The sequence below is a fragment of the Methylobacterium ajmalii genome (assembly GCF_016613415.1).
GTDB classification, from domain to species: domain Bacteria; phylum Pseudomonadota; class Alphaproteobacteria; order Rhizobiales; family Beijerinckiaceae; genus Methylobacterium; species Methylobacterium ajmalii.
In genome coordinates this window covers 77187-94165 of sequence record NZ_JACWCT010000081.1, presented here as the reverse complement: position 1 = coordinate 94165, position 16979 = coordinate 77187, and the positions used below count along the sequence as shown (strand labels likewise).

The window sequence follows — 16979 nt, the reverse complement described above, 5'->3', positions numbered from 1 at the left end:
CCGCTCGCTTACTTGGCAGCCTTGCCGTCGGCGTGGGCGGGAGCCGGCGCGGCGGTCTTGGTGCTGCCGGTGGCGGCGGCCTTCTGCGGCAGGCCGACGGCGTCGATCACGTCGAAGCGCATCCCGTCCTCGGCGGTCTTCAGGGCCGCGTTCGCCTCGTAGTACTTGCCCTGGCCGATCAGCGTGGCGGCCTGGTTCACATCGGCGGCGGTCTTGTCGAGGGGCATCACCGCCATGACGAAGTTCACGTCGACATGGGCGAGCTTCAATTTCTCGACCGCCGACTTCTGATCGCCCTTGGCCAGGCTCTTGTTCGCCTCGGTCACCGCCGCGGCCTTCTCGGGCGTCGCCACGAAGTCCTCGCCCAGCGTCATCTGGGCGTCGACCGGCACCCACGCCACCTTGTCGTTGCTCTTGGTGGTCGTGTCCTTGGCGGTCGTGTCCGCGGCCGCCGTCTTGTCGGTCGCGGTCTTGTCCTTCGCGACCGCCATCTCGGCCGGCGTCTTCAGCTCGGCCTCCGCCTTGGTGAACACGGCGTCGTCGGTCTTCGCCTTGGCCAGGGCGGCCTGCGCCTTGCCGATCAGGCTCTTGGCCTGGGCGGGATCGGCGTCGAAGATGGCGATGCGGGCAAGGTGCATGTCACGGAAGGCCTGGGCCCCGTCCTTCGACAGCTTGCCGACATCCTTGTCGACCGCTTTCTGGGCCGCGCTCTCCTGCACCACCGCGGGCTTGGTCGCCTGCTCGGCCGCATAGGCGGCTCCGCCGAGGACCGTGGTGGCGACGAGGGCGGCGGCGAGAGACTTGCGAGAGAACATGATGGTGCCTCCTCTTGAGCTGATGTCGATCTGTATTTGCGACATCAACGCATCGTCTACATCGTGATAATACGCTCTCAGGATCTGGGTTGCCTGTCCGGAACATTAAGAGTCCGTAACGCAACGGAAGAACGCCGCTCGCGCGACGGGCGACTTGCGGTCGAGGCATGAAGGGGGCGGGGGAGGGGCCGGATCGCACGGGGGCGACGCAAGCGATGAACTGTGGTGGGGCGCACAGGCCGGCAGATAGGGCGAGCTGGCCCATGACGTAACGGTTGGGTCGGCGGAGCCGGCCTGCCCGCGTCGCGCAGAGAAATTCGACGGTGGCGCGAGGGCGTATATTCTTTAAATCGATAGATAAATTAGTCCTTTGATTCTTATGTCTGACCACTGATCTCATTCTGAAACGCCGGTTCGTCAATGACGGACTGACAGAGAAGGACGGCTCAGGGATCTCGACGCGACAGCGGCGCCTGATCGAGTGGCCGCACGGCATACGACGCGGCAGGTTATGCGGTGCAGGCGCGACGGCCGAGAGGGGAACCCCTCCCCCCTCCGCGGGGGAGGTTGGCCTGCGGAGCAGGCCGGGAGAGGGGACGCCGCTTCCGGAGAGGTCGCGACCATGATGACGGTCGCCATCTGGATCAGCGTCGCGCTGCCCCTCTCTCGCCCCACTCCGTGGGGCACCCTCCCCCGCAGAGGGGGGAGGGGGGGCGCTCCCGGCCGTCGCGCCTGCATCGTGTACCTTGGCGTTACGGCTGGGAGCTGTTCCAAGTCTATGATTTTACGGCGCTCTCCGACGAAGCGGGACCCGCCGCGTCGGAGAACGCTCGCTCCGATCACCGTCAGGCGGCAAGACGACGGCTGTAGATCCCCGGCGCATGCCGGCGCGATCCCGGCCGAACGGGATGCCCCGATCCGGCCCGAACTGCCGTCCCGCTACTGCGCCGTCCAGCCGCCGTCCACCGGCAGGTTGGCGCCGGTGATCTGGCTCGCGGCATCGGTGCACAGGAAGGCGGCCAGCGCCCCGACCTGCTCGACGGTGACGAACTCCTTGGTCGGCTGGGCCTTCAGCAGCACCTCGTCGATGACCTGGTCCTTGGTCAGGCCGCGGGCCTTCATGGTGTCGGGGATCTGGGCCTCGACCAGCGGCGTCCAGACGTAGCCGGGGGAGATGCAGTTGACGGTGATCTTGTGGGTGGCGAGCTCCAGCGCCGCGGTCTTGGTCAGGCCGGCGATGCCGTGCTTGGCCGCCACGTAGGCCGACTTGTAGGGCGAGGCGACGAGGGAATGCGCCGACGCGGTGTTGATGATCCGACCCCAGCCCTTCTTCTTCATGCCGGGGATCGCCGCCCGCATGGTGTGGAAGGCCGAGGACAGGTTGATCGCGATGATCTGGTCCCACTTCTCGATCGGGAACTCGTCGATCGCCGAGACGAACTGGATGCCGGCATTGTTGACCAGAATGTCGACCGCGCCGAAGGCCTGCTCGGCCTGCGCCACCATCGCGGCGATCTCCTCGGGCTTGGTCATGTCGGCGCCCGAGTAATGCGCCTTCACGCCGAACTCGGATTCGATGCCCGAGCGCGCCGCCTCGATGGCGCCCGGCTTGCCGAAGCCGTTGAGCACCACGTTGGCGCCGGCGCCGGCCAGCGCCTTCGCGATGGCGAGGCCGATGCCGCTGGTCGAGCCGGTGACGAGGGCGGTCTTGGATTGCAGCGACATGGGACACTCTCCGGGGATCGGGGGCTTTCGGGGTGAACGGTCTCATACGCTTTCCGATTGATCGCTTCGCGATGCGGAAAGCGGCTTCGCTCAGGCGCCGCGCTGGCTGGTGATACGAGATCAGGAAGTCATCTTCCGGATCTCGTATCAGGCCAGGTAATCGTGCAGCACGTGGCCGTACGGCAGGGTGAAGTCGACGATCTGGTGGCGCGCCCGCACGATCCGGCGCACCGGCAGGTCGGCGACGCGGCAATTGACGTGGGGGATGAGGTGCAGCCGCGCGTCGCCCTCCCAGGCACCGTGGACCCGGATGTCCTGCAGCCGGTAGCCGACGAGCTGCGCCACCTTCACCCCGCCATCGACGTCGGGGATCAACTTCAGGTTGACGTTGAGCTGGCCGATGCCCTCGCGGACCTTGTCGAGCTGGTCCTCCAGGCTGCGGTGCTTGTAGGTCATCGTGCCCATCGCCACCCGCTCGTCGTCGTAGTGCAGGGTGCCGGTCAGCGTGTCCTTCGTCACCTTGAGCCGGGGCACCCCGTACTTCTTCGGGAAGCCCCAGATCTCGCGGCCGGCGGTGATCGGCGGCTCGTCGTCGAGGTACATCTGGACCGAGTAGTTGCAGGGCTCGCCCTTGTAGCTCGCGACGATGGCCGAGCCGCTCTCCTCGTAATCGCCGAAGCCGGAGGAATCCGGCATCTTCATCCACTCGTAGAAGGCGAGGTTGCCGGGCGCCGGCTCCAGCGGCTCGGGGAGCGCGGCGCGCAAAGCCTCCGGGTCGGTCTCGTAGGTGATGATGAGGTATTCGCGCCGCATGAACCGGTAGGGCCCGTGCGGGTAGCTCGGGCTGAAGGCCGGCATCGAGGGGGCCTTCAGGATCTCGTCGCGGGTCATGCGGCGTCCCTTCCTTCAAAAGCTCAGTCCCGCGCGTCGCGGGTGAGGTCGAACACGGTCACGCCCTGGTCGGGCCGGCAGCGCTCGATCCAGCGCCGGTGGCGCAGCGAGCGGCGCATGTCGTGGCGCCCGGCCTTCCAGTGCTCCAGCATGGTGGCGCGCGAGAACTCGTAGTCCTTGGCGTCGCTCTCGTAGTTCTTGGCGCGGTAGATCAGCTGCAGGATCGTCACCGCGTTCTGGTGGCTGACCTCGGCGAGGAACGCGACGTCCGGGTCCTGGCGCAGCTCCGGCGGCAGCTTGTCGAACAGGCGCCGGAACGCGGTCTTGGCGCGGTGGATCTCGATCTGGTCGTCGGTGTTGAGGCGGGTGCGGCTCGAGAAGCGGATGTCCTTCTCGCGCTCGGCCGCCTCCGCCAGGGTGCGGGGCACCGGCCCGCGGGCGCTGAACAGGTCGACCTGGAACACCGCGAGGTCGCGCGCCCGCTCCTCGTCGAGCACGTATTGCAGCGGCGTGTTCGAGACGATGCCGCCGTCCCAGTACGGCTCGCCGTCGATCTCGACCGGCGGGAAGCCCGGCGGCAGCGCGCCCGAGGCCATGACGTGCTCGGGCCCGATCCGATCGCGGTGGTTGTCGAAATAGACGAAGTTGCCGGTGCGGACGTTGACCGCGCCGACGCTGAGCCGGGTCTCGCGCCGGTTGATCCGGTCGAAGTCGATCAGCTCCTCGAGCGTCTGCCGTAAGGGGGCGGTGTCGTAGTAGCTCAGCGCCTGGGGGGCGCCCGGCGGGTAGAGCGCGGCCGGCGGCCAGCGCGGCGCGAAGAAGCCCGGCACGCCCACCGCCGCCCCGAAGGCGGCGCTCCAGGCGTTGAACACCTCCCGGGCCTGCTCGCCGGGAAACCACGGCGAGACGATGATGCCGGACGACACCTTGTCCCAGAACGCGCGCAGCCGCTCGACGCGCCGCTCCGGCGGGTTGCCGGCGATCAGCGCGGCGTTGATCGCCCCGATCGAGATGCCGGCGACCCATTCGGGCGAGAGCGCCGCCTCCTGCATCGCCTCGGCGATGCCGGCCTGGTAGGCGCCGAGCGCCCCGCCGCCCTGGAGCACCAGCACCCGGCACTCGTCGCGTTCCGCCCGCTCCGGCTCGTCCATGGCGTCTCCAGGGGACCTTCGGCAGGGGGACCTTCGGCCACGGGGGCAGCCGCGTCCGTCCCGGCCGTAAGATGATGGTGCAGTGCCGCAAGACAAGCCTTGCCTTGCGCGGCCCGCCGCCTTTTCGCGCCGCGGCCGGGCGCTGCCTCGGCCGCAGCCTCGCGGGTTGACATGCGCCGGCCCCTCCGCCAACCCTCCGCGCCGCCCGGCCCGGACGTCAGGACCGGGCCGGCCGCCGTGCCAAAGACCCCGCGCCTCGCGCAAAAAGCCACCGCGATGCGGCCCGACACAACACAGGTCCCGATGCGCTCCTACCTCGACTTCGAAAAGCCCGTCGCCGAGCTCGAGGCGAAGCTCGAGGAATTGCGGGCGCTGGGCGACCGCGACGGCGCGGTGGCGATCAGCGAGGACGTGACCCGGCTCGAGGCCAAGGCCGCCGCGGCCCTGGCCGAGCTTTATGCCGGTCTCACCCCCTGGCAGAAGACGCAGGTCGCCCGCCATCCGCAGCGGCCCCACTTCGTCGATTACTGCGCGGGCCTGATCGAGGAATTCCAGCCGCTGGCCGGCGACCGGGTGTTCGGCGAGGACGAGGCGGTGGTCGGCGGCTTCGGCCGCTTCCGCGGCCGGCCGGTCTGCGTCATCGGCCAGGAGAAGGGCGCCAACACCGAGGCGCGCATCCGGCACAATTTCGGCATGGCCAAGCCCGAGGGCTACCGCAAGGCGGTGCGCCTGATGGGGCTCGCCGGCCGCTTCGGCCTGCCGGTCCTCACCTTCGTCGACACCGCCGGCGCCTATCCGGGCATCGAGGCGGAGGAGCGCGGCCAGGCCGAGGCCATCGCCCGCTCGACAGAGGCCTGCCTCGGCCTGCCGACCCCGAACGTCACCGTGGTGATCGGCGAGGGCGGCTCGGGCGGCGCCATCGCGCTCGCCACCGCCAACACGGTGCTCATGCTCGAGCACTCGATCTACAGCGTGATCTCGCCGGAGGGCGCCGCCTCGATCCTTTGGCGCGACGCCGGCCGGGCCCAGGACGCCGCGACCGCGATGAAGATCACCGCCCAGGACCTGTTGCGCCTCGGCGTCATCGACGCGATCGTGCCCGAGCCCACCGGCGGCGCCCACCGCGACGGCCAGGCGGCCATCCGGGCGACCGGCGATGCGATCGCGGGCGCGCTCGAACCGCTTGCCTCCCTCGACGCCGACGCCCTGCGGGACAAGCGGGCCCAGAAGTTCCTGGAGATCGGGCGCAGCCTGTAGCGCCGGCGCTCCCCGCGTCCCGTATCCCTCACCCCGTATCCCCGCGATCCACAGCTCCGCACAACCGGCGCGTGCCAGACACGTCCCGGCCTTGGTTTTGCCGAAGACCCGGCCGATGTCTTCGCGGGTGAACCCCGTGCCGTCATGCGCCGGCGTCTTGCCCGACGCGCCTGTTGAGCGAATCCGCGCAATCTTAACCGTTCTTGCGGTAAGAGGCGGGTAAGTTTAACGAAGCTATGGGGTTGGGGAGAACGGTCCCCGGCGTCAGGGTGCCGGGGTCTGTAGCGGGAAGGCGGGGTTGTCCCATGGTGCGTCTGGCGAGACGTCTGGCGATGCGTCCGGTGCTGGCGGCGAGCGCGTTGGCCGCCGCCCTGTCCCTCGGGGCGTGCCAGGATGCCGGGTTCTCCGCCGCAGGCTCCGCCCGCGCCCGTGAGCCGATCCCGCAGAAGACCGTCGCCCTGATGACGGCCAAGAACATGTCGCCCCGCGACCCGATCCTGATCCGCGCCTTCAAGAAGGAATCGGAGATGGAGGTCTGGAAGCGCGGGCCCGACGGGCAGTACGCGCTCCTCAAGACCTACCCGATCTGCCGCTGGTCGGGCCAGCTCGGGCCGAAGGTGCGGGAGGGCGACCGCCAGGCGCCGGAAGGGTTCTATCCCATCGCCATGGGGCAGATGAACCCGAACTCGTCCTACTACCTGTCGTTCGACACCGGCTACCCGAACGCCTTCGACCGGGCCAACGGCCGCACCGGCAGCTACCTGATGGTGCACGGCACCTGCTCGTCGGCCGGCTGCTTCGCCATGACCGACGAGGCGATCGCCGAGATCTACGCCATCGCCCGCGAGGCCTTCGCGGGCGGGCAGCGGGCGTTCCAGTTCCAGTCCTATCCGTTCCGGATGACGGCGCAGAACCTCGCCAAGTTCCGCAACGACCCGAATATCGGCTTCTGGAGGAACCTGAAGGAGGGCTCGGACTACTTCGAGGCCCTGCACGAGGAGCCGCGGGTCGGGGTGTGCGGCACCCGCTACGTCTTCGGCGGCCAGGACGCCGCGGCCGGCGCCTGCAGCCCGAAGGTCGATCCGGTCGTCGTCGCCAAGCGCCAGAAGGACGAGGTCGAGGTGGCCGAGCTCGTCGCCAAGGGCACGGCGGCGACCCGCCTCGTCTACCAGGACGGCGGCCAGCACCCGTACTTCCGCGAGACCGCGCCGAGCACCCAGCTCTTCGCCGAGCAGGCGCAGCCGCGGCCCAACATGGGCACCATCAGCCGGCCCGAGGCCCTGGCGGCGGCGCCGGAAGAGATCTCGATCGAGCCGAAGGTGAAGCCGGTCCTGCTCGCCAAGATCGACGCCAAGCACGAGAAGGGCAAGTTAGGGGCGGTGAAGCCGACCGCGCTCGCCTTCGCGGCCCCGGCGACCAATCCGGCCCCGATCCCGACCCGCGAGGCGGCCGAGGCCGCGGCGGCTCCATCGGCGCCGGCGGGCCCGATTACCGTGGCGAGCGCCGACGGCGATCCCGCCGCCTACCGCAAGCTCCTCGGCAACCTGTTCGGCGGCGCGCCCGCGGCGCCCCCGGTTGCGCCGGCCGCCCTTCCGGCGGCGGAGGCCACCCCGGTCGCCGCGATCTCGCCGGCCGCGCCCTTGCCCAGGAAGGTGAACGCCCACCTCCACACCGCTCCGACCGCCCATCCGGCGGCGGCGAACGCTAAGGCCGACGTGAAGGTCGAGGGCCTCAATCCGGCGGGCGCCAAGAAGGCCGAGGGCAAGTCGACCGAGAGCAAGCCGGCGGCCAAATCCGGCGAGGTCAAATCGGGTGAAGCGAAGCCGGCCGAGAAGGCGTCGGAGACCGGCAAGCGTACCGAAGGGCACGGCCGCAACCGCGTTGCCGCCTCGCAGCCGGGGAATTGAGGGCGGCTCCCGGGTCGCTCGCCCTGGATGTTTGATCCCGGGGCCGCGAGAGCCGAGCCCGGAATGGACCCCCGTGGCGGGCCGGGCGGCCTGTCCGGATGCGGTGGCGGCTACTCCGTTGCCCGCGGCCCGAGCGACAGCACCAGCGCCCCGGTCAGGGTCGAGAGCACCGAGCCGACGATGACACCCCGAGCTTGATCCCGGTGTCGAATTCCGGCGTATTCGCGAAGGCGAGGCCGCCGATGAACAGGCTCATGGTGAAGCCGATGCCGCACAGCAGCGCCACGCCGTAGACGTGGCGCCAGGAGGCGCCGGCGGGCCTCGCGGCCAGCCCGCTGCGCACCGCGAGCCAGACGCCGCCGAGCCCCCCGACCTGCTTGCCGACAAACAGCCCCGCCGCGACCCCCAGGGTGACCGGGGCGAGCAAGGCCCCCGGCGTCGGCCCGGCGAGCGACACGCCGGCATTGGCGAAACCGAAGACCGGCAGGATCGCGTAGGCGACCCAGGGCTGAAGCGCGTGTTCGAGGGCGTGGAGCGGCGACTCGCGGTCGTCCGGCCGGCCGGGGCTCGCCCGCAGCGGAATCGCCAGCGCCAGGACGACGCCCGCCACGGTGGCGTGCAGCCCCGAGCGCAGCACCAAGAGCCACAGGACGGCGCCGAGGATCAGGTAGGGCCCGAGCCGGCGAAGCCCGACGCGGTTGAGCGAGAACAGCATCGCCGTGACGGCGCCGGCCAGCGCCAGCATCGGCGCCGACAAATCGGCGGTGTAGAACAAGGCGATGATCACCACCGCGCCGAGGTCGTCCAGGATGGCGAGCGCGGTGAGGAAGATCTTGAGCGAGACCGGGGCCCGGGAGCCGAGCAGGGCCAGCACGCCGAGCGCGAAGGCGACGTCGGTCGCCGCGGGGATCGCCCAGCCGCGCAGGGTCTCGGGCGATGACGCATTGACCGCGGCGTAGACGAGGGCCGGCACCGCCATGCCGCCGAGCGCCGCGATCCCCGGCAGCGCCCGGTCGGGCCAGGTGCGCAGGGCTCCGTCGAGGATCTCGCGCTTGATCTCGAGCCCGACGAGCAGGAAGAACACGGCCATCAGGCCGTCGTTGATCCAGCGCAGCACGCTCAGCGGCCCGACCGTCGCGTGGAGCGCGTGGGCGTAGGCCTCGCCGTAGGGCCTGTTGGCGACGACGAGCGCCAGCACCGCGCTCGCCATCAGGACGAGCCCGCCGCCCGCGCCGCTGACCGGCTGGCCGCGCAGGGCCGATAGCGGGCGCGGCAGGCGCCGGGGGGAGGGGGAGGGCTGCATGGCGCCCGGGTGCCAGGAAAGGCGCCCGGGATCAACGCCGGCAACGAACCGTGGTACCCCGGCACCATGCCTGACGGCGAAGGTCGTGGAAAACAGTTTTGCGATAAGTTAGATCTTTTTGTGGGGCGGCATAAATAATATGCCAGTCTTTCCAGTGAAACGATTTTTTGATTATTTGCTGGCACCATCATCGAGAGCGAGGCACTCCCCGCAATGGCCGGCGACGTCAATCTTCCCGAGGCACTCCTGACGCCGATGACCCAGGGCGGTGCGGCTCTGGCCGCGCCGCCGCCTGTGCTCCACGAGTATGGGCCGGCGGTACGGATTGGCTTATCGGCGGCGTCTGCCTTGCACGCTCCCATCAACGAGGCCGGCCTGAATGCGCAGGAACGTCTGGGAATCGAAGCCTTCAAGCTCCGCATGCGCGCATCCTACCTGGATGCGAAGGAAAACCGCCCGCACCGGTCGGCGTCCTGGAGTGGTGACGGCGACCAACCGCAGCAGCATCGCGACCAAGGCCGGTTGGTCCCGCCGGCTCCGCCGATCCCTCCGGCACCGCTCGCCGTGCCGCAGGCCCCGGTCGTCCGTCGGCTGGCCGGCCGGATCGCGGTCGGCCTAGTCATCGTGTCCGGGCCGGGCGACCTGGAGATGACCGCTGCTCAACAGCAGAAGATCGTCGCCGAGGTGCAGAACGGCTTGAGTTTCCTCGGCGGACGGGCGCCGGCGCGGGACGTAACGTTCACCTACGACATACAGGTCGCTTCGATCACCACGCCCGCGGTGGCAGGCCAGAACGCCACCGGCAGCGATCCCTACGAGCAGCTCGAGGCACCGTGGCGGGATGCCGCGCTCGCCGCCATCGGGCAACCGGCGGGACTGTCCGGTATTGCGCGCTACATCAAGACGATCAAGGCCGCCCGGAGCGCCCATGCCGCCTACTGCGCCTTCTTCACGCATTATCAGCTGCAGCATTTCGCCTATTGCCGCGGGGACTATGTCGTCATGCATTACGACAACGACGGGTGGGGAACCGACAATCTGGACCGCGTGTTTGCCCACGAAACCGGGCACGTGTTCGGTGCGCCCGACGAATATGCGTTGAGCGGTTGCAATTGCGCGGGTTCCCACGGGGTATACGGCCGCCCCAACCTCAACTGCGAGAGTTGCGCTGACAAGGGAGGTGTGCCATGTATCATGAAGAGCAACGACTGGGCTATGTGCACTGAAACGCCGTATCATCTCGGCTACACTATGCCCCACCTCGCCGGCCTGTCCCCGGCTGCCGGCACTGTGTAGGAGGTCCGGGATGGAACAGGTCGTGATCGTCGACCCCGACAAGGCGAATGCCGGTACGTGGTCGGCCCTCTTGCAAGCCCGCAAGACCCAGGAATTTTCAGATCGCGTCTTCGTCGTGGAGGCCGAGAAACCCGTGATCGACGCGTTGCGCGCGTTGCCCGGTGTGAAGACGCCGGCGCAGCTCGATCCTGCCTCGACCGCGGGCCTGTCGCTGGTCGAGCGGCTATCGCTGAGCGCCTGGGCGGAGCGGACGGCGGGGATGGACAAGCCCCGAACCGGCAATGGCTTGAACTGGGGACACAAGGGCTTCCAAGCTCCCTGAGCTGAGCCAATTTCCCGATGTGAAGCTTGTATTCCGGCCGCGATTCCAGCGGCCGGAAAGCGTATAACGCGTACGTCACAGTGATGGATCGAGGCGGGAGGCCCCGCCGCGCACGAGTACCGACGGGCGCTACCCCCGCCCGAGCGCCGCCCGGATCAGCCTCAGGGCGTCCGCGCTCGCCCATTCCGCCGGGCCCTTCATCACGCCGATCTCGCAGCCGGCCGGATCGATCAGGAAAGTGGTGGGCAGGCCCACCACGTCGCCGCCCTGCTGCAGCACCGGCAGCGCCCGCCCGCCCGGATCGGAGTAGTAGGCGAGCCGCGCGATGCCGTTCTCCTTCATCCAGAGCGGCGGCCGCTCGGGGTTGCGGGTGTCGAGGTTGAGCGCCACCACCTCGAAATCCTGGCCCCCGAGTTCACCCTGGAGCCGGTCGAGGGCCGGCATCTCCGCCTTGCAGGGCGCGCACCAGGTCGCCCACAGGTTCAGGAGCACCGTGCGGCCCTTCAGGTCGGCGAGGGTCCTCGGTTGCCCGTCCGGGCCGGTGAAGGCGAGGGCGGGCGCGGCCTTCGGGCTCGCGGCGACCTGGAGCGCCGCGACCTCGCCGCGGGCGAGCGGCGCGACCCGGGCGGCCGTGGCCTTGGCGAGCGGGCAGGCGCCGCCGTTGCCCCCGCCCGCAACCCCGTATAGGGCAGCCCCGAGGCCGAGGAGTGCCGCGAGCCCCCCCGCGACCAGGGCGAGGCGGGCTTTTCGCGATGAGGCGAGACGAGGTGAGGACATGAGCAACCGGATGTGGGGCGGGCGCTTCGCGAGCGGCCCCGCCGAGATCATGGAGGAGATCAACGCCTCCATCGGCTTCGACAAGCGCCTCGCCCCCCAGGACATCCGGGGCTCGCTCGCCCACGTCGCGATGCTGGGCAAGGCGGGGATCCTGCCGGCCGAGGATGTGGCGAAGATCGAGGCCGGGCTCAAGTCCGTCCAGTCCGAGATCGAGGCCGGCACCTTCGAGTTCCGCCGCGAGCTCGAGGACATCCACATGAGCGTGGAGAGCCGGTTGCGCGAGATCGTCGGCCCGACGGCCGGGCGCCTCCACACCGCGCGCTCGCGCAACGACCAGGTCGCCACCGACATGAAGTTGTGGGTGCGCGACACCCTCGACGCCCTCGACGGCCAGGCCGCCGACCTGCAGCAGGCGATGGCCGAGCTGGCGCTCAAGCACGCCGGCACGGTGATGCCGGGCTTCACCCACCTGCAATCGGCCCAGCCCGTCACCTTCGGCCACCATCTCCTCGCCTATGTCGAGATGCTGAACCGCGACCGCGGCCGGTTCCGCGACGCCCACGCCCGCCTCAACGAGTGCCCGCTCGGCGCCGCGGCGCTCGCCGGTACCTCGTTCCCGATCGACCGGCACGCCACCGCGAAGAGCCTCGGCTTCGACCGGCCGACGGCGAATTCCCTCGATTCGGTGGCCGACCGCGACTTCGCCCTCGAGGCGCTGTCGGCGGCGGCGATCGCGGCGGTGCACCTGTCGCGGTTCGCGGAAGAGATCGTGGTCTGGACCTCGGCGCAGTTCGGCTTCGTCAAGCTGTCGGACCGGTTCACCACCGGCTCCTCGATCATGCCGCAGAAGCGCAACCCCGACGCCGCCGAGCTGGTGCGGGCGAAGTCGGGCCGGGTCATCGGCGCCCTGTCGGGGCTGCTCATCGTCATGAAGGGCCTGCCGCTCGCCTATTCGAAGGACATGCAGGAGGACAAGGAGGGCACCTTCGACGCGCTCCAGACCCTCTCGCTGTGCCTCGCCGCCATGGCGGGCATGGTCCGGGATCTCGAACCCGTGCCCGAGGTCCTTAAGGTGGCGGCCGGCTCCGGCTACGCCACCGCCACGGATCTCGCCGACTGGCTGGTACGCGAGCTCGGCCTGCCGTTCCGCGATGCCCACCACGTCACCGGCCGCCTCGTCGGCGAGGCCTCGTCCCGCGGCATCGGCCTCGAGGCGCTGCCGCTCGCCGTGATGCAGGCCGAGGAGCCGCGCATCTCCGAGGCCGTCTTCGCGGTGCTCGGCGTCGAGAACTCGGTCGCGAGCCGCACCAGCTACGGCGGCACCGCGCCGGACAACGTGCGGGCGCAGGCCGAGGGCTGGCTCAAGCGCCTGGCCGGCGAGACGGCCTGAGCGGTACAGGTCTGTTAGTCCCACGCACGACCTCATCCTGAGGTGTCAGTCGATCAAAGATCGACTGACCTCGAAGGAGGGCTCCAGGGATCGCGGAGATTTCTGGAGCCCTCCTTCGAGGCTCGCTTCGCTCACACCTCAGGATGAGGTCGTGGGTGGGAGGGCACAGGTGCGTGTGTTAGTCCCTGCCTCGAACAAGCTCGACCCATCACGGGAGGACCCACCATGGATCTCGGTCTCAAGGGCAAGCGCGCCCTCGTCCTGTCGTCCAGCCGCGGCCTCGGCCGCGGCATCGCCGAGGCCCTGGCGGCCGAGGGCGCGGACGTGCTGCTCACCGCCCGCACCGCCGAGCGCCTGGACGAGGCGGTGGCGGCGATCAACGCCCGCGGCCAGGGCCGCGCCCACGCCTTCGCGGGCCCCCTGAAGGACAACGTCGAGGCGATCTTCGCTGCTGCCCAGGAGCATCTCGGCGGGGTCGACATCCTGATCGCCAATACCGGCGGTCCGCCGGCCGGCACCGCCCTCACCGTCCAGCCCGAGGCCTGGACGCCGCAATTCGAGGCGATGGTGACCCCGGTCTTCCGCCTCGCCGGGCTCGTCCTGCCGGGCATGCGCCAGTCCGGCTTCGGCCGCATCGTCGTGGTGGCCTCGAGCGGCGTCGAGCAGCCGATCCCCAACCTCGTGATGTCGAACGCGCTGCGCGCCTCGATCGCCGGCTGGGCCAAGACCCTGTCGGCCGAAGTCGCGGCCGACGGCGTCACCGTCAACATGATCCTGCCCGGCCGCATCGAGACCGACCGCACCGGCGAACTGGATACTGCCAACGCCAAGGCGCAGGGCAAGTCGCGCGACGAGATCGCCGAGGCCGCCCGCGCGGCGATTCCCGCCAAGCGCTACGGCCGTGTCCAGGAATTCGCCGACGTGGCGTGCTTCCTGGCCTCGGAGCGGGCCTCCTACGTCACCGGCAGCATGATCCGGGTCGACGGCGGAGCCGTGCGGTCGATCTGAGGGATCGCCTGCGGCGGGACGATCGTTCGTCCCGCCCGTTTCGAACCCTGTCGCGCGTCGCTTCGGTGCGCGTCGCTCCGGTCGTGCGGGAACGGGTGGCGACCCAAGAAAAAGGGCGGTCCTTCGGGACCGCCCTTTCTTCATCTGCGAACCGGTTGTCGGTTCACTGCCGCTTGCCCCAGCGCACGCCCGGCGCCGGCCCGGCGCCCGCGGCCAGCTGGCCGATCGCCGGGCCGCTCGCGTCGCCCGGGTGGTGCTGCGAGCCCGGGCCCATCGGCTCGGGGGCGATCAGGTCCGGGGTCGCGGCCATCTCGGGGGTGCCGCGGCCGGTGGCGAACTGGCCGGCCTTGCGGAAGCGCCAGAGATAGCCCGGCACCACCGCCTCGATCGCGGTCGGGGCGATGCCGATCCCCTCGATCGTGCGGCCGTCCGCCTTGGCGGCCTCGGACACGACGTTGTCGCTCTGGAGCAGGGTGACCTGGTCGCGGGTGAGCTTCAGGGTGTCGGGCAGGAGGCCGAGCGTCGCGGTGTCGACGAGCTCCATCACCCGGGCCTGGAGGCGGGCGGCGGGGGCCGGCAGCGGCAGCACCACGCGGCTGCGCATCGTCACCTTGAGGGTGTACTCGACGAGCTGCTGCAGGGTCAGGATCTCCGGCCCGCCGAGCTCGTAGACCCGGCCGCCCCGGAGCCCGCCCTCGACCGCCCGGGCGATCGCCTCGGCGACGTCGCCGGCGAAGACCGGCTGCATCCGGGCCTCGGCGCCGGCGAGCGGCAGCACCGGCAGCATCCGGGCGAGGCCCGCGAAGCGGTTGAAGAAGCTGTCGCCCGGCCCGAACACGATCGAGGGCCGGAAGATCACGGCGTCGGGCCGCGCCTCGAGCACCCGGGCCTCGCCGATCGCCTTCGAGCGGGCATAGGCGGATGCGGACGCCTCGTCGGCGCCGAGGGCCGAGACGTGGATCATCGGCGCGCCGACCGCGGCGGCGGCCCGGGCGATCTCGGCGGCGCCGTCGGCCTGGAGGCGCTGGAAGCTCTGGCTGCCGCTCTCCTGCAGGATGCCGACGAGGTTGACCACGATGTCGGCGTGCTCGGTAGCGCGCACGATCGAGGCCGGATTGCGCAGGTTGGCCTGCACGCCGACGATCTGGCCGACGCGGCCGAGAGGCTGGAGGAACTGCGCGAGGTCGGGCCGGCGCACCGCCACCCGGATCCGGTAGCCGCGCTTGGCCAGCGCCCGCACGACGTGACGGCCGAGGAAACCCGATCCCCCGAACACGGTCACGAGCTGCGAGGCGGGCCGGGTGAGGCCGACGGTGTCGAAGCCGGTCATGGTCGTGGGGTCCTTCCGCGGGTCTTCATCGGGCCGAGGGTGCGGGGGCTCGTGCCGGCTCCTTAGTCGAGGGGCGAGGTCCTGTGAAGCTCCGCCGCCGTCGCGGGGGCCCGGAACCGGCGAGGGTGCGTCCCGTTCGCCGCGCCCCGGCGCCCCCGTCCGGCTCACGCCACCTTGCGGGGCACCATCCGCTCGCTGCCCAGGGCCTCCTGCGCCCCCGAGAGCCCGGCCTCGCCGTACTCGGCATCCTCGTTGACGTTCCACACGTCGTAGCGCCGCTCGCCCAGGATGATGTTTTGCGCCGTCAGCATGGCGGTCATCATCGCGTGGTCCTGGTTGTTGTACTTGTGCATCCCGTTGCGGCCGACGAGGTGGAGCGACGGGTAGCTGCCTTCGAGGTCCCGGCGGATCGTCGCGACGTGGGCCCGGTAGGCGTCGTCGTAGACCGGGTAGGCCTTGGGCTGGCGCACCACGCAGGCATCGACGACGCTCGACGGATCGACGAGGCCGATCTGGCCGATCTCGCGGCGGGCGAGTGCGATCAGCTCGGAATCCGGCGCGGTCCACAGCCCGTCGCCCTCGAAGCAGAAATATTCGAGGCCGAGGCAGGTATAGGCGTCGTCCGGCACCATCTCGGGCGACCAGGAGCGGAAGTTCTGCACCCGGCCGACCTTCACCGCCGGGTCGTGGACGTAGATCCAGTTGTCCGGGAAGCTGTCCTTGGCGCGCGCGATCAGCGCCACGGTGACGAAGTCGCGGTAGCGGAGGCTGCGCGCCTGGAAGGTGCTCAACGGGGCCGGGCGGATGGCGCCCACGAGCTCGCGGATCGGCGCCGAGGAGACGACGTTGCGGGCCGTGAAGGTCTCGCGGCTGCCGTCCTCGCGCCGGGCGCTCACGGTCCAGAGCTTGGTCGCGGCGTCGTACGACAGGCCGTCGACCCGCCGGTCGAGCAGGACCCGGCCGCCGTTCTTGCGGATCGCGGCCGCGGCGGCGTCCCACATCATGCCGGGGCCGCGGCGGGGGTAGCGGAACGACTCGATCAGGGTCTTGATGACGGTGCCGTCGCCGGAGGCGGCCGGCCGGTGCAGGCCGAGCGAGCGCTTGAGCCCGTCGCGGATCGCCGCGCCGAGGTCGAGCCCCTTGATGCGCTGCGCCGCCCAGTCGGCCGAGATGTCGTCGCAGGACATGCCCCACACCTTCTCGGTGTAGGTCTTGAAGAAGATCGAGAACAGCCGCTCGCCGAACTGGTTGCGGACCCACTCGTGGAAGCTCTTCGGCTCCTTGATCGGCCGGGCGCGGGCCCAGAGATAGGAGGCGACGCAAAGGCCGCTCTCGACGATGCCGAGGTTGCGCAGGGCCTCGAAGGCCTTGAGCGGATAGGCGTAGGTCTTGCCCTTGTAGTAGATCCGCGACAGGCGCGGCCGCTCGATGAAGTCGTCGGGCAGGATCTCGTTCCAGAGGTCGACCACCTCCTTCGCCTTCGAGAAGAAGCGGTGGCCGCCGATGTCGAACAGGTAGCCCTTGTACTCCACCGTGCGGCTGATGCCGCCGACCTGGGTCGCGTCGCGTTCCAGAACCACGACGTCGCGGCCGGCCTTGGCCAGCATGTAGCCGGTGGTCAGGCCCGCCGGTCCTCCGCCGATCACCAGCGTCTCGGTGTGAAGGCTCATCGCTCGGGCAACTCCGGGGGCCGGCACGGCCGCTACGCGTGAAGGCGGGTCTCGCTCTCCCCATGCTTTAGCGGCCGGATGGTAAAGAACCGCTCAACCGCACCCGCTAACCGGAGGGTAAGGCCGGCATGCGACCC

Annotated in this window: 13 protein-coding genes and 1 pseudogene; 6 read left to right on the top strand and 8 right to left on the bottom strand. The window is 70.2% G+C overall.

Annotation, left to right across the window (positions count from 1 at the left end; translation table 11 throughout):
- Nucleotides 1-8: 8 nt before the first annotated feature.
- The 4 genes from HPY23_RS15590 to HPY23_RS15575 form a co-directional block, all read right to left on the bottom strand.
- Nucleotides 9-815 carry a YfdX family protein gene (locus HPY23_RS15590; RefSeq protein ID WP_091884610.1) on the bottom strand — a complete coding sequence of 269 codons (807 nt, stop codon included), beginning with the start codon at nt 813-815 and terminating at the stop codon, nt 9-11.
- 939 nt (nt 816-1754) lie between these two features.
- Entirely contained in the window at nt 1755-2540 is a 786-nt protein-coding gene (locus tag HPY23_RS15585) for a 3-hydroxybutyrate dehydrogenase (RefSeq protein WP_091884607.1), read from the bottom strand.
- 147 nt (nt 2541-2687) lie between these two features.
- Nucleotides 2688-3431, bottom strand: coding sequence for an acetoacetate decarboxylase (locus tag HPY23_RS15580; RefSeq protein WP_091745551.1), 744 nt, complete (start codon nt 3429-3431; stop codon nt 2688-2690).
- 23 nt (nt 3432-3454) lie between these two features.
- Nucleotides 3455-4582, bottom strand: a complete 1128-nt coding sequence (locus tag HPY23_RS15575) for a patatin-like phospholipase family protein (protein WP_091884604.1) — start codon at nt 4580-4582, stop codon at nt 3455-3457.
- Nucleotides 4583-4885: 303 nt separating this feature from the next.
- Between HPY23_RS15575 and HPY23_RS15570 the strand changes: the two genes are divergently transcribed.
- A complete protein-coding gene (locus HPY23_RS15570; protein ID WP_091884602.1) occupies nt 4886-5839 on the top strand; it encodes an acetyl-CoA carboxylase carboxyltransferase subunit alpha in 954 nt (317 codons plus the stop codon).
- Nucleotides 5840-6171: 332 nt separating this feature from the next.
- Complete coding sequence (locus tag HPY23_RS15565) at nt 6172-7746, top strand: L,D-transpeptidase family protein (RefSeq protein ID WP_418888672.1); 1575 nt, start codon at nt 6172-6174, stop codon at nt 7744-7746.
- 110 nt (nt 7747-7856) lie between these two features.
- Here HPY23_RS15565 and nhaA read toward each other — a convergent pair.
- Nucleotides 7857-9049, bottom strand: a pseudogene (nhaA, locus tag HPY23_RS15560) (Na+/H+ antiporter NhaA).
- A 213-nt stretch (nt 9050-9262) separates the two neighbouring features.
- On the opposite strand from nhaA, the gene HPY23_RS15555 reads away from it, so the two are divergent.
- Both HPY23_RS15555 and HPY23_RS15550 read left to right on the top strand, forming a co-directional pair.
- On the top strand, nt 9263-10345 hold the full coding sequence (locus HPY23_RS15555; RefSeq protein ID WP_236012643.1) for a metallopeptidase domain-containing protein: 1083 nt from the start codon (nt 9263-9265) through the stop codon (nt 10343-10345).
- A 10-nt stretch (nt 10346-10355) separates the two neighbouring features.
- The gene (locus HPY23_RS15550; protein WP_091884599.1) at nt 10356-10667 is read left to right on the top strand and encodes a hypothetical protein; all 312 of its coding nucleotides are present in this window, start codon (nt 10356-10358) and stop codon (nt 10665-10667) included.
- 129 nt (nt 10668-10796) lie between these two features.
- Here HPY23_RS15550 and tlpA read toward each other — a convergent pair whose 3' ends face one another.
- The gene (tlpA, locus tag HPY23_RS15545) at nt 10797-11444 is read right to left on the bottom strand and encodes a thiol:disulfide interchange protein TlpA (RefSeq protein ID WP_091884597.1); all 648 of its coding nucleotides are present in this window, start codon (nt 11442-11444) and stop codon (nt 10797-10799) included.
- On the opposite strand from tlpA, the gene argH reads away from it, so the two are divergent.
- Both argH and HPY23_RS15535 read left to right on the top strand, forming a co-directional pair.
- Nucleotides 11443-12834, top strand: a complete 1392-nt coding sequence (gene argH, locus HPY23_RS15540) for an argininosuccinate lyase (protein ID WP_091884594.1) — start codon at nt 11443-11445, stop codon at nt 12832-12834. The two genes, tlpA and argH, sit on opposite strands and share 2 nt — an antisense overlap.
- Before the next feature lie 225 nt (nt 12835-13059).
- Nucleotides 13060-13842 (top strand): SDR family oxidoreductase, encoded by a 783-nt coding sequence (locus HPY23_RS15535; RefSeq protein ID WP_091884591.1) that lies wholly within the window; start codon nt 13060-13062, stop codon nt 13840-13842.
- 163 nt (nt 13843-14005) lie between these two features.
- Here HPY23_RS15535 and HPY23_RS15530 read toward each other — a convergent pair whose 3' ends face one another.
- Together HPY23_RS15530 and HPY23_RS15525 are read right to left on the bottom strand one after the other, a co-directional pair.
- Nucleotides 14006-15172, bottom strand: coding sequence for a complex I NDUFA9 subunit family protein (locus HPY23_RS15530; RefSeq protein WP_091884588.1), 1167 nt, complete (start codon nt 15170-15172; stop codon nt 14006-14008).
- Between the two features lie 164 nt (nt 15173-15336).
- Nucleotides 15337-16842, bottom strand: a complete 1506-nt coding sequence (locus tag HPY23_RS15525) for an NAD(P)/FAD-dependent oxidoreductase (protein WP_060848684.1) — start codon at nt 16840-16842, stop codon at nt 15337-15339.
- Between the last annotated feature and the right edge of the window lie 137 nt (nt 16843-16979).